7 protein-coding genes and 1 pseudogene are annotated in these 13,003 nt (G+C 71.0%); 4 read left to right on the forward strand and 4 right to left on the reverse strand.

The genetic code is table 11. The features are described 5' to 3' along the window. The first annotated feature begins 611 nt into the window (after nt 1-611). The 4 genes from FDM97_RS19200 (at nt 612) to FDM97_RS19220 (ending at nt 7,434) form a co-directional block, all read left to right on the forward strand. Nucleotides 612-2,747, forward strand: coding sequence for an alpha-galactosidase (locus FDM97_RS19200; protein WP_137991622.1), 2,136 nt, complete (start codon nt 612-614; stop codon nt 2,745-2,747). A gap of 44 nt (nt 2,748-2,791) precedes the next feature. Then, nucleotides 2,792-4,306 carry a glycoside hydrolase family 43 protein gene (locus tag FDM97_RS19205; protein ID WP_254705671.1) on the forward strand — a complete coding sequence of 505 codons (1,515 nt, stop codon included), beginning with the start codon at nt 2,792-2,794 and terminating at the stop codon, nt 4,304-4,306. A 715-nt stretch (nt 4,307-5,021) separates the two neighbouring features. Continuing rightward, on the forward strand, nt 5,022-6,026 hold the full coding sequence (locus FDM97_RS19215) for a LacI family DNA-binding transcriptional regulator (protein ID WP_137991623.1): 1,005 nt from the start codon (nt 5,022-5,024) through the stop codon (nt 6,024-6,026). Nucleotides 6,027-6,246: 220 nt separating this feature from the next. After that, complete coding sequence (locus FDM97_RS19220) at nt 6,247-7,434, forward strand: sulfotransferase family protein (protein ID WP_137991624.1); 1,188 nt, start codon at nt 6,247-6,249, stop codon at nt 7,432-7,434. 36 nt (nt 7,435-7,470) lie between these two features. On the opposite strand, the gene FDM97_RS19225 is transcribed toward FDM97_RS19220, so the two are convergent. The 4 genes and pseudogenes from FDM97_RS19225 to FDM97_RS19240 form a co-directional block, all read right to left on the reverse strand. Beyond that, complete coding sequence (locus tag FDM97_RS19225; RefSeq protein ID WP_137991625.1) at nt 7,471-8,187, reverse strand: glycoside hydrolase family 12 protein; 717 nt, start codon at nt 8,185-8,187, stop codon at nt 7,471-7,473. 261 nt (nt 8,188-8,448) lie between these two features. Then, nucleotides 8,449-8,788 (reverse strand): annotated as a pseudogene (locus FDM97_RS36475) (glycoside hydrolase N-terminal domain-containing protein); the annotation flags it as partial. After that, the gene (locus FDM97_RS19235; RefSeq protein ID WP_137991626.1) at nt 8,785-10,752 is read right to left on the reverse strand and encodes a beta-galactosidase; all 1,968 of its coding nucleotides are present in this window, start codon (nt 10,750-10,752) and stop codon (nt 8,785-8,787) included. The pseudogene FDM97_RS36475 and the gene FDM97_RS19235, both read right to left, overlap by 4 nt. Beyond that, nucleotides 10,752-12,974 (reverse strand): sialidase family protein, encoded by a 2,223-nt coding sequence (locus FDM97_RS19240; protein ID WP_137991627.1) that lies wholly within the window; start codon nt 12,972-12,974, stop codon nt 10,752-10,754. Before FDM97_RS19240 ends, FDM97_RS19235 begins: the two co-directional genes overlap by 1 nt. Nucleotides 12,975-13,003 lie beyond the last annotated feature (29 nt).

Below are 13,003 nucleotides of genomic sequence, written 5' to 3' on the forward strand. Positions count from 1 at the left end.
GCCCGCGGTGCGGCCGGGCCACGCAGCGGGCCATGACCGTGGTCATCGACCAAGAGACCACCGCCGCGACAGCTGCCTGTTGAGACAAGGCGCCGCAGACGGCACTGAATCGACCGGCGAGCGGCCCCTCTTCACATGCTTCGTGCGCGGCGTGTCCCCCAGGCGCGGCGACGGCCGGATCGTACGGGTGAGGCATCGCGAACCGCTCGTCGCACGTGAGCCGTGCGGGAGGCCGGCGACGGCCCGAGCCCACGGCGCACACCCATCGGAAGCCGAGCGTGGAGCTGGATCTGAAGCGTGACGTCGAAACGCTTCGCCGATACCGCTCTCTCTGACAGGCCGCCAATGAACCAGCAGTGAGGGCAGTCTCGCGGTAAGTACCCTTGCTTCTCACGAAACTTGTCCGTTAGCTTACAACCTGGGAGTGAAGCGCTTCGACAACAGCCGCTGTCCGGCCTGCGGGGGGGCCGCGAACCGGTGTCCGGAGCAGTTCGCCGAGCACATCGCACCCCGCCCTCACCGCCGTCTCCGGCCCCGCACAGGTCCGTCAGAGCACGACTCGACACTCCGTACCCGAGGAACCGCCCGGCAGTGACCTCGAAAGGGCCGCCATGACCAAGGAACAAGGGACCTTGCACTGGGGGCACGAGGCCCTTCACCTCGACCTCGTCCTCGATGACGACGGCGGCCCGCGCCTCACGCACCTCGGACTGCCCGGCGAAGCGCGGAGAGTCCCCGGTGCATCCCTCCCCCTGGTGGAGGTGACGGCTGCGGGTCACGGCCGCGACTGGTCGGGCAGCCGCCTGATCGGGACCGCTCTCGGCGGGCGGCTGCGCCACCGGACCCACCGCGCGGCCCGCGACGGCGACTGGCACACGCTGGCCGTGCATCTCCACGACCCGGAAACCGGGCTGGTCGCGGAGGTGACCTACCGGTCGCCGGACGGCATTCCCGTGCTCCGCAGTGAAGTGACGCTGCGCAACGAAGGGCAGAGCACCTTGCACCTGGAGTCGGTCAGCTCGCTCGCGGTGGGCTGCCTCACCCCACGGGACCCGGCGGCGGTCGACGCCGCCGACCTGCTGTGGGCGGACAACGACTGGCTCGCCGAGTGCCGCTGGCAGCGACAGCCGATGCGCCGGACCACACCCGGCGTCAGCGGGCGCGTGAAGTACGGGCACGGCAAGGCGGGCTTCGCCCTGAACGGACAGGGCACCTGGTCCAGTTGCGGGCACCTGCCCATGGGCGGCCTGACGGACCGGCGCACCGGCCGCAGTTGGGTGTGGCAGGTCGAGCACAACGGCGGGGGCTGGCGCTGGGAGTGCCAAGAGCACGACGAGGCGGCCTACGCTGCGCTGTTCGGGCCCACCGACACCCACCACGGCTGGCGGCACCCCCTGGATCCCGGCGCCGTCTTCCGCACCGTACCCGCCGCGCTGGCCTTCAGCGCCGACGGCGGCCCCGACTCCGCGTTCGCCGCTCTGACCCGCTACCGCCGCTCCCAGCGCCGCCCTCATGCCGACCACCAGCGCCTGCCCGTCATCTTCAACGACTACATGAACTGCCTGATGGGCGACCCCACCACCGACGAGCTGCTGCCGCTGATCGACGCGGCGGCCGAGGCCGGCGCCGAGCACTTCGTCATCGACGCGGGCTGGTACGACGACGGTGACGGTGGCTGGTGGACCAGCGTCGGTGCCTGGGAGCCGGCCGCCTCACGCTTCCCCGGCGAGAAGGGGATCCACGAGGTACTGGACCATATCCGCCAACAGGGCATGGTTCCCGGCCTGTGGCTGGAGCCGGAAGTCATCGGCGTCCACAGCCCCATGGCCAAGTCCCTGCCCGACGAGGCGTTCTTCCGCCGCGACGGCGCCCGCGTCACGGAGACCGGCCGGCACCACCTGGACCTGCGCCACCCGGCCGCCCGTGCCCACCTCGACCAGGTCGTGGACCGCCTGGTCGGCGAGTGGGGCGTCGGCTACCTCAAGCTCGACCACAACATCGACCCCGGCTCCGGCACCAGCGCCCACCCCGGCGAAACCCCGGGCGCCGGCCTGCTCGGCCACAACCGGGCGCACCTCGACTGGCTCGACGGCGTCCTCGACCGGCACCCGCACCTGGTGGTGGAGAACTGCGCCTCCGGCGGCATGCGCTGGGACGACGCCATGCTCTCCCGGCTGCAGCTGCAGTCCACCAGCGACCAGCAGAACCTCCACCTCTACGCGCCCATCGCGGCCTCCGCGCCCACCGCGGTCACCCCCGAACAGGGTGCCGTATGGGCGTACCCCCGGCCGGAGGACTCCCTCGACGAGGTGGCCTTCACCATGGCCAACGCGCTGCTCGGCCGCATCCATCTCTCCGGCCTTATTCCCGAACTCGAGCGGGAGGCCCGCGCCCTGGTCCACGAGGCGGTGGCGGTGTACAAGGCCATCCGCGCCGATCTGCCGCAAGCCGTGCCGTCCTGGCCACTGGGCCTTCCTGCCTGGGACGACCCCTGGATCGCCCTGGCCATGCGCACGCCCGCCACCACCTACCTCACGGCCTGGCGCCGCCCAGGAACCGACGCCACGGCGACGCTTCACCTGCCCCACCTGCGGGACACCCTCGCCCGTGTCGACCTGCTCTATCCCTCGGTCAGTCGGGCCGTCTCCGCCTGGCTGCCCGACACGGCCGAGCTGAGCCTGACCCTGCCCATCGCGCCGTCCGCCGTCCTGCTCCGCGTCACGCCCACGGACCCCGGCGCTCCCTGATCCGCCCCACGCCCGCATCACGTATCGACGAGAGGACCTGTCAGGTGCCCCCTCTGCGCCGGCCGGACGAACGCTTCGCCAACCCGGTGATCCCCGGCTTCCACCCCGACCCCAGCGTCTGCCGCGTCGGCGACGACTACTACCTGGTGTGTTCCAGCTTCGAGTACTTCCCCGGCATCCCCGTCTTCCACAGCCGTGACCTGGTGCACTGGACGCAGATCGGCAACGCCCTGGACCGGCCCGAGCAGTTGCGCCTGCCGGCGGACATGCCGTCCTCCGGCGGGATCTACGCCCCCACCCTGCGCCACCACGACGGCCGCTTCTGGTTGATCGTCACCAACTGCAGCGAGGGCGGCGGCAACTTCATCGTCACGGCCACCGACCCCGCCGGACCGTGGTCGGACCCCGTCTGGGCGCCGGGCGTCCCCGGCATCGATCCCGACCTGTTCTGGGACGAGGACGGCACTTGCTGGTGCACGGTCGCCGGGGTCTCGCAGGTCCGGCTCGACCCGTCCACCGGGCAGACATACGGAACACCGCACAGGCTCTGGTCCGGCGGGCCCGGCGCCAAGGCCCCAGAGGCGCCCCACCTGTACCGGATCGGGGACTACTGGTACCTGCTCATCGCCGAGGGCGGCACCGAGCGCGGCCACGGTGTCTCGATCGCCCGCGGCCACAGTCCTGCCGGCCCGTTCGAGCCGTGCCCTACCAACCCGATCCTCACCCACCGCGGCACCGACCACCCCGTCCAGAACACCGGGCACGCCGACCTGGTCCAAGGTCCTGACGGCTCCTGGTGGATGGTGCTGCTCGGCGTCCGGCCGGGCGGCGGCACGCCGGGCTGGCACGTGCTCGGCCGGGAGACCTTCCTGGCCCCCGTGACCTGGGTGGACGACTGGCCGGTCGTCGGCGAGGTCGCCCTGGACCTGCCCGAGCTCCCGTGGCCGCTCTCCCCCGGCCCCGTCGAGGAGCAGCGGGACGACTTCGAATCGGCCGAACTGCGACCGTCCTGGATCTCCCTGCGCGACCGGCCGGCCGAACACTGCACCACCAAAGACCGCCCCGGCTGGCTGACGCTCCGCGCGCGGGCCAGCTCCCTGGACCAACCCGACGTGGTGTTCACCGGCCGACGCCAGCAGCACCTCGCGTGCCGGGCGCGCACTCTGGTCGATCCCTCCGAGGGGAGCGGCGGCCTCGCCGTCCGGCTCGACGAGCAGCACCACTACGCGATCGAGGTGTCCGGTACGAAGGTGCGGGTCATCGCGCACGTCGGCTCCCTGCGCACGGTCGTGGCCGCGCAGTCCGTGCCCGCCGGGCCGGTGGTCCTCGCCGTCACGATCACGGAACCGCCGACTCCGCACGGACCGTGCACCGGACCCGACGTCGTCTCCCTCGGCTTCGAGCAGCCCGACGGCACGTACACAGGGCTCGCGACCCTCGACGGCCGCTACCTGTCGACCGAGGTCGCCGGCGGCTTCACGGGCCGGGTCATCGGCATGTACGCGGCGGCAGGCACCGTCCACTTCGACTGGTTCGACTACGAGCCCCTCGACGGCTGAACGGAGGCCCCCTCCCTCTGCCGGCAGGGACACAAGGCGGTCCGCCATGCCGGGGGCGAGGCCGGGTAACACGTCCTCACCGGCCAGCTCAGCGGTCCGGCCCCGATCCCGAGAGCGGTACGACACGCAGCACCCTGGGGACCTGCAAGCGGCTGGCGCGCCCCAGGCCGCCTGGCCGCCCTGCCGCTGAGCCGGCCGTCATGTCAGGGCTCGTCGGCGGCACCTGGCACGCCGCCCCCGAAGGCACGAAGAAGGCAGTACGGTCGACGGTCAGTGTTCCGACTTCCGCCATGGATGCCGTCGCGGCGATGCACCCCGGCTGAAACCTGGGCAACACCCTGGACGCCATTCCCCACGAGACGAGCTGGGGCAACCCGAAGGCCACCAGGGAACTGTTCGCCACCATCCAGGAAGTCGTCGGCTGGGCGCTCGACGAGGGCCTGCACGTCGTGCTCAACGTGCACCACGACTCGGGTCTGGATCAAGTCCGGCTGGACCACCCGTTCCAGGGGGACGGCCGGCCACGATGGAGGCCAGGTACGGCGACGGCGGCAACGCCGGCCAGACCGACCGGATTCCGTGCCAGGACTTCATCGAAGCGCTTCAATGAAGGGATGGACAACATGACAGGCTGGGGCTAGGGTCGGCGTACATTTGACACAGGAAACGATACGCTCGCACGATCGAAGCGCTTCATAAGGGCTGGGAGAGCTGGATGGTAACCCTCGCCGAGGTCGCCCGGCACGCCGGAGTGTCGGCGAGCACGGTGAGCTATGTCCTCAGCGGCAAGCGGCCCATCTCCGCGGCCACCCGGCTGCAGGTCGAGCAGAGCATCCGCGAGCTGGGATACCACCCGAACGCGGGCGCGCGGGCCCTGGCCAGCAGCAGGTCGAACATCATCGCGCTGATGGTTCCCCTGCGCACCGACATGTACGTGCCGGTGATGATGGAGATCGCCATCGCGGTCGCCACGACGGCCCGGACGCACGGGTACGACGTTCTGCTGCTGACCGGCGAGGAGGGTCCCGAAGCCGTCCGCCGCGTCACCGGCAGTGGGCTCGCCGACGCGATGATCCTCATGGATGTCGAACTCGAGGACGAGCGGATGCCGTTGCTGCGCAGCACCGACCAGCCGTCCGTGCTGATCGGACTGCCCGCCGACACCTCAGGACTGACCTGCGTCGACCTCGACTTCAAGGCGACCGGCGCGTTGTGCGTCGAGCATCTGGCGACGCTCGGCCATCGCGACATCGCCGTCATCGGCGAGGCCCCCGCGGTCTACGAACGCCACACCGGCTTCGCCGAGCGCACCCTCGACGGACTTCGTTCCCGAGCACGGGAGTTGGACATCAGAGTGCTGCACCGGCCGTGCGGCGGCGGCTACGACGCGATAGCCGCCGTCCTCACCCGCATCCTCGATGAGCGCCCGGGCACCTCCGGGTTCGTCGTGCAGAACGAGCAGGCGGTCGAGCCACTGCTCGCCCTGCTGCGCCGGCAGGGCCGCGCCGTCCCCGAGGACGTGTCGGTGGTCGCGATCTGCCCGGAACAGGTGGCCGTCCAGGCCTCGGTGCGACTGACCTCGGTCTCCATCCCCGCGCAGGAGATGGGCCGGCAGGCGGTGGAGCGTCTGGTCGCCAAGATCGACGGTCGCGGCACCGACGAAGTCTTGCTGATCGCACCCGAGTTGACGGTGCGGGCGAGTACCGGATCGGCGCCCTGACACGTGGACCGGTGAGCCGTACGGGGGCGGTGCGACCGTGGTGGTCGGCGCCCCACTGGACCTCATCCCGCTGTTCCCGCGGGACGGGGCACGGCCGTCTGTAGCGGAGCAGCAGGATCGAGGGGGTGGCCGGACGGTGGAGGTCTTCCGGCCACCATCCTCCGTATGTCCGGCCAACTACTGTTCATCTCAGGCGAGTTCGATGGGATAGGTTGGCTGGGTGTCCTCGTCTCCGCTCGCCCTCGCCCTCGCCAATCTCCTGGTGCGGCCGGCCTTCGGCTCCCGACGCGATCCCGGCCGGGTCTTCGACAGCATCGCCGCGGCCGTCGGGGAGGCGCCCGGTGACCGCCAGTTCGTCGACGACTTCCGGTCGCTGCTGGGCTGGTGGGCGAAGGCCGACCGGCTCACCCCGGTCGGCTGGCAGGCGGCGCAGACGCATGTGCGCCGGCATCTCACCAACCGGGCCCGCGTCCGGCGGCTGGTCGCCGAGCATCCGGAGATCGAGCGGGAGCCGATCGAGAAGCCGGTGTTCGTCGTGGGACTGCCGCGCACGGCCACCACGGTCACACACTCCGTGCTGTCGATCTCGGACGAGCACCGCTGTCCCCTGCTCTGGGAACTGCTCACGCCCGACCTGGACCTGCCGCCCCGGCAACGGCGGAAGGCGATCGCCGCCGGGCGTCGGCTGGTCCGGGGCGCCGACCTCTTCGCGCCACGCTTCCGCGACATCCACGCGATGGCCTCCGAGGGTCCCGAGGAATGCACGTTCGCCCTCCCGCACGCCCTGATGCCGTTCTCCCAGGCCCGTATCCCCGAGTACCGGGAATGGCACTGCGAGCGGGACTTCGTCCCCGACTACCGGTATCTCAAGCAGGTCTACCAGGTACTGCAGTACGGCCGCCCACGGCGGCGCTGGATGCTGAAGTCCCCCATGCACCTGGAGAATCTGGACGCACTGCGCACGGTGTTCCCTGACGCCACGATCGTGTGGTGCCACCGCGATCCGGTCACCGTCGTGGCGTCCTTCTGCTCTCTGGTCGAGCACGGCATGGCCGTCAGCACCCGCCCGCTCGACCTGGAGGGCATCGGCGCCACCTGGCTCGGCCTGCTGAGCCGCGCCATGACACGCGGCCTCGCGGCCCGGGCCGACATCCCGCCGGAGCAGTTGGTGGACGCCCCGTACTCCTGGCTCGGGTCCGCCCCCGCCACCGGTGCCCCCAAGCTCTACGCGGCCGTCGGCGCCCCTTGGGCGGAGGCGGACGCGGCCCGGCTCCCCGCGGCCGTCGCCCGCCCCAAGGGCGCCCGCAAGCACACCTACGACCTGAGCCGCTACGGCCTGAGCCGCTCCGATGTCGAGTCCGCGTTCGCGGACTACAACACACTGCGGGCCGAGGTCGACCGCGCCTGAGGAGAACGCGGGACCGACCTCGGCCCTGGTGTCGGGTCAGCCGCCGTTGATGGTCAGGTTGTTGGTGTGGAAGTCGAGTCCGCCGGACGACGAGGTGATCTCATAGCCGAACTGGACATCGCCGATGGTCTCGTTGCCGGGCATCCAGCCCTTGGTGTAGGCGATCCAGTTGAGGATCGGCTTGACGTCCAGGGTGCCGGAGTGGGAGTCGGACGTCCGCAGGAACGAGAACACCTGGTTCGACCCGTTGGTGCCCTTGTAGACGTTCCAGTTGTGGCCGCCGAGGGTGACGTTGCCCTGATAGCTGCCGATCGGTCCTACTGCTCCGTTGTAGTTGACCCAGAGCATGATCTCGTACTGGTGGTCGGTGTCCCAGATGTCGTACGACGTGTTGTACGCGCCGGACGACGGGACGCTGACGTTGTAGTTGCTGGTGAGCCAGCCGAGCGAGTCGATCGTCTCGTTGATCGTCTTCGTTGCGTTGGGGTAGGACTTGATGCCGCCGGTGTTGGGGTGGTCGGCCCAGACACCCCAGTCGGTCCCGGAGTTGGCCCAGACACACTGGCTGCCGGCGCCGGACCCCCAGATGTTGTTGTAGAGCTTGTAGCCGTCCAGGCTGGTGCTGCCCCATGGGGCGCAGGAGTTCCAGACTGCTGCCGAAGCGGGGGCGGAGGCCAGGCCGACGGTGGCACCGAGAGCCATCGCCGGCGCCAGCACCGCCATGGTGATCTTGCGCATCGTGCCTTTGACCATGGTGTCCCTTCCACGGGTGGGGGGATTGTGGGGGGGGTGCTACCACGCCCTCTGGCTGAGGACGTGGTCCTCTCCGGCGACGAGATCGATCGGCTGCGCGTCACCGGAAGACGTCCTGACTTCGATACGGGCCGTGCGAGTCGGCTGCAGATCCGCCGTCGCCCGGCCGGGCGCCCAGGTCCGTTCGACCGCGGCACCGGGGACCAGTCGGCGGGGGCGACTGGAGAAGCATCCCGACCAGTACGGCGGGCAGTGCTTGGGCGGCGTCGGCGTTCTGGACGTGGCGGTTCGGCCTGGGTGGAAGGGTTGCGCCCACTGGTGCGGACGGCGGTCGGTGAAACCCTCCGCGGCGGTGCGGTCGCCTGCCAGGAGGCGGTCCTGGAGCGCGGGCAGTTCGGCGGCCGGCCGGGGCGGCCGCCGGTGCGCGCCGTCGCCGCTCGGCCGTACCAGGGTGTGATGGGGTGATGACGACCCGCTCTGCGTTCGGATCACCGAACACAAGGGCGCCGTGATGGCGGTTGCCGCTCGGGGAGCCGTCCTCCCAACGGGCGGCCGGGTGTGGGCCCCAGGTGCCGTGGACGGGCCCGTCGACAGCGGTCATGGCCTCAGCACCGCCACGCCGTAGCGGCCGAGGGTGACCCGGTCGGTGACGGACGTCCCCGTGAGGAGATCGTGGTGAGTGCCGGGCACCTCGACGGTCACCGGCTCGCGGCCGTGGTTGAGCACGAACAGCGCCTCGCCCCGGCGGACGGCCTCGACCTGCTCGGGGAGGCCGTCGAGCACCGGCCGCACGCCCGCGGCGGAGGCGATCCGGGCCAGCAGGTCGCGCAGCGCCTCCGGCTCCGGGAGCGTGGAGACGTACCAGGCCCGGCCCTTGCGCAGGACGGCGGGCAGTCCGTCGAGTTCACCGCCCTTGTACGGCACGCTCTCGTCGGCGGAACCGTCGGCCTCCAGCTCCTCCGACCACAGGGACGCCCTGAAGCCCTCGCAGGTGACGGTCTCCCCCACGTCCAGCGGCCACCACTCGTGCAGGGTGCGGATGCCGAACAGCTCTCGCAGCCGGGGATCCATGCCACCGGCGCGGACCCGGTCGTTCTCGTCGGCGACGCCGGTCTGGAAGCCGCAGACGAGGGTGCCGCCCCTGCGGACATGGGCGAGGAGATGGTCGATCGCCGCATCGGTGAGGGCGTAGAGCTGCGGCACGATGACCACGGAGTACGGCGTCAGGTCGTGCTCGGGGTGGGCGAAGTCGGCGGTGAGGTGCGCCTGCCAGAGAGCTCGGTGCCAGGCGCGCAGGACGTCCGGGTACTCCACCTGGCCGGACAGGCGGCCGTCCTGGGCGCCGGCCCACCAGGCGTGCCAGTCATGCAGGATCGTGATGTCCGCGGTGATGTTCCGGCCGGCCGTCTCGGCGGCGATCCGCTCCAGCTCCGCGCCGAGCTGCTTGACCTCCTGGTACGTCCGGCCCTCCTCCCCGGCATGGCTGACCATGCCGGAGTGGAACTTCTCCGCGCCCTGCCGGGACTGCCGCCACTGGAAGTAGCAGACGGCGTCGGCACCCCGGGCCACGGCCTGCAGGGACCAGAGCCGGTTGAGGCCCCGGGGCTTGGGGTGGTTCACGCCCCGCCAGTTGACGGGCCCGGCTGCCTGCTCCATGAGCATCCACGGCCCGCGCGCCTGGGAGCGGGTCATGTCCTGGACGAGGGCGCCGCTCTGGGCGCCCAGCGGGTCGCGCGGATCCGGGTAGATGTCGACGGAGACCACGTCCTCCTCCTCGGCCCAGCGCCAGGCGTCCTGGCCCATCCACAGCGGCATGAAGTTGCTGGTGACCGGGATGTTCGGGGTGTGGCGGCGGACGATGTCCCGCTCGGCGACGTAGCACTCCAGGAGCATGTCGGAGGTGAAGCGCCTGAAGTCAAGCACCTGGGTGGGGTTGCGCATGTAGTGGGGCAGGCGGGGCGGCAGGATGCCGTCCCAGGTGTCGTAGCCCTGGCTCCAGAAGGCGGTGCCCCAGGCCTCGTTGAGGGCGCCGAGGGTGCCGTACTTCTCGCGCAGCCAGCGGCGGAAGGCTGCCGCGGCCTCGTCGCCGTAGTCGAAGGTGCAGTACTCGTTGTTGATGTGCCACATCGTCAGCGCCGGGTGGCCGGCGTACCGGGCGGCGAGGTCCTCGGTGATGGCGGCGGCGTAGCGCCGATAGGTGGCGCTGGAGTGCGAGAAGTGCTGCCGGCCGCCCCACCACTCGGTGCGGCCGTCCTCGGTGACGGGCAGGGTGTCCGGGTGCAGTCGGCCCATCCAGGGCGGGGGCGAGGCGGTCGGGGTGGCGAGCACGACGCCGATGTCGTTGTCGTTCATCAGATCCATCAGCGTGTCCAGCCTGCCGAACTCCCGTGCGCCCGGCTCCGGTTCCAGCGTCGACCAGGAGAAGACGCCGAGGGTGACCGAGTTGACCCCGGCCGCTTTCATCAGCCGGACGTCCTCGTGCCAGGTCTCCTCGGGCCACTGCTCCGGGTTGTAGTCGCCGCCGAAGAGAAGGCGGCCGCGGGTCGCGTCGCTCAGGCCGGGCATCAGACGGGCTCCCCGTACTGCACGCCGCGCCCGTTGGTGCCGAGGTAGACCCGGCCGTACACGCGCGGATCGCCGGTGATGGCCCGGCCGATCCAGCCCCACTGGTGCTGGTCGTCGTTGATCCGCACCCAGCTCTTCGCCTCGTCGTCGGAGCGGTGGACGGCGTTGAAGCCCTCGGTCGCGCCGACCATGTAGATCGCCGGGTAGGTGGCGCCCGGGGCGGCCTTGCCGAAGCCCAGGGTGTGCGAGGACTGGCAGCTGCCGACCTTGGTGAAGGTGGCTCCGCTGTCGGTGGAGCGGTACAGCCCGGCCTCCTTCGCGCTGAGCCACAGATCACCGGAGCGTCCCGGTGCCGCGGTCAGCTGGAACTGCGCGTCGCCCGAGGGCAGGTCGGTGGCCGTGACGGTGAAGGTCAGGCCGCTGTCGGTGCTGGCGTGGACCGTGCCGGCGGTCGTGTCATAGGCGTAGAAGAGCGTCGGGTCCACGGGGTCCGCGACCATGACGGCGCCCTTCGGGACGGAGGTGGCCTCGGACCAGGTGGCGCCGTTGTCCGTCGAGCGGTACGCCGGGTTGACGCTGCCGTTCGAGGACCCGAGGGACCACAGAAGCACACTGCCGTCGGCGTTGGTGACGATCGGGCCGGGCGCGTCCTTGGCGGCGGCCGGCTGTGACGCGAAGGGCGACCAGGTCCGTCCGCCGTCGTTCGACCAGGCGCCGTTGGCGCTCCCGCTCCAGCCGGTGCGCACGACGTACGAGGGCCGGGCCGCGGCCTGGGCGAGTCCCGTCGTCGAACCGAACACGGGGTTCGACGCCATGCCGCGCGAGGGGGATGCCGTGAGCGAGTCGTGGTACATCACGCCGATGTCACCGTTGCCGCTGATCAGATGCGCCTCTCCGACCGGCGGCGAGATCAGATGGAGGATGGCGGTCTCCTCCAGGCCGCGGATCTGCGGCGCCCAGCGCCTGAGGTCGCGCGTGCCGTACAGGGTCGCGCCGGTTCCGTAGACGACGTGCCCGGAGTCGAACGGGTCGAGGCCGAGGGCCTGGATCCACCAGCCGAACTTCGGCTTGTCGTCACCCCACTTGAGGTAGGGGGTCTCGGAGACGTCGAGGACGGCCTCGTCCTTCAGGGACGTCCAGGTGCGGCCGCCGTCGGTGGAACGAAAGACGGTGTCGATCTCGGCCCAGCGGTTGTTGGTGGACACGACGAGCGTCCCGGGCCGACGGGCGTCGACGGCGATGCCGCCGTAGCCGAAGGCGTCGGTCCCGCCGTCGCTCGTCGCCCCGCCGGGCTTCACGGGGGTGACCTCGGTCCACTTCCCGTTCGTCGTCAGCAGCTTGTGCACGCTGCCGTCGGACTGACCGTTGGGGCCGGGGGCGTTGGCATACGTCACGTACAGCTCACGGGTGAGGCGGTCGTACGCGGCGCGGATCGGCACCGTCGCGGCGATGCCGGTCGGCTGCCCTGGGACGGGCTCCCAGGTCCTTCCGTCGGACGTGCGGTACAGGTTGGGGCGGTCGGCGGTGCCGTCGGAGTCGCCCCAGCCGGCGTAGACGGCACGGCCCGCGGCGACCAGGAGGGTGATGCCCTGGCCGGTGGCGCTCGGGGTGGCCGGGAAGTCCGCGGGCTGCCAGGTGGCGCCTCGGTCTGTCGACTTGAGCAGCCCGTCGTGCCGAGTGCCGAGCCACAGCGTGTCGCAGTTCCGCGGGTCGACCAAAAGCCGTTCACCGCATCCGCGCCCGTCCTCGTTGGCTCCGAGCTTCACGGTGAGGTCCGTGCGCTTCCACGTGGCACCCCGGTCCTCGGACCGCAGCACGGCCCCGTTGCCGGCCCAGGGCTGCGTGTACGTGCCGAGGGCCAGGTACAGCCGGTTCCGGTGGGTCGGGTCGACGGCCATGGCCTCGACGCCGAGGAGGTTCCAGTCGTCCCAGCCGAGGTGGTCGGTCAGCGGGATCCAGCGGTCGGTGCGGTCGTCCCAGCGGTAGGCGCCCCCGATGTCGGTCCTGGCGTAGGCGAGCCCTCGTACCGACGGGTGGAACAGCACCCCGCTGATGAACCCGGTGCCGCCCATGACGGCGCTGCGCCACCGATAGCCGCTCTCGGCGACGGCCGAGCGGGCGGCGGCCTGCGCCTGCCCCGAAACCGCGGGCAGGGAGACGACCGCGGCGGCGGCAGCGGAACCGGCAAGAACGGAGCGCCTGCTGAGGTGAAACCTGCTCATGACATACCTCTGTCCTGACGAAAGGGGGA

It is taken from the genome of Streptomyces vilmorinianum (genome assembly GCF_005517195.1).
Classification (GTDB): Bacteria; Actinomycetota; Actinomycetes; order Streptomycetales; family Streptomycetaceae; genus Streptomyces; species Streptomyces vilmorinianum.

Excerpts from the sequence above, each read along its gene's own strand:
- FDM97_RS19200 (WP_137991622.1), top strand. The coding sequence starts at position 612 with ATGACCAAGGAACAAGGGACCTTGCACTGGGGGCACGAGGCCCTTCAC.
- FDM97_RS19215 (WP_137991623.1), top strand. The coding sequence starts at position 5,022 with ATGGTAACCCTCGCCGAGGTCGCCCGGCACGCCGGAGTGTCGGCGAGC.
- FDM97_RS19225 (WP_137991625.1), bottom strand. The coding sequence starts at position 8,187 with ATGGTCAAAGGCACGATGCGCAAGATCACCATGGCGGTGCTGGCGCCG.
- FDM97_RS19235 (WP_137991626.1), bottom strand. The coding sequence starts at position 10,752 with ATGCCCGGCCTGAGCGACGCGACCCGCGGCCGCCTTCTCTTCGGCGGC.
- FDM97_RS19240 (WP_137991627.1), bottom strand. The coding sequence starts at position 12,974 with ATGAGCAGGTTTCACCTCAGCAGGCGCTCCGTTCTTGCCGGTTCCGCT.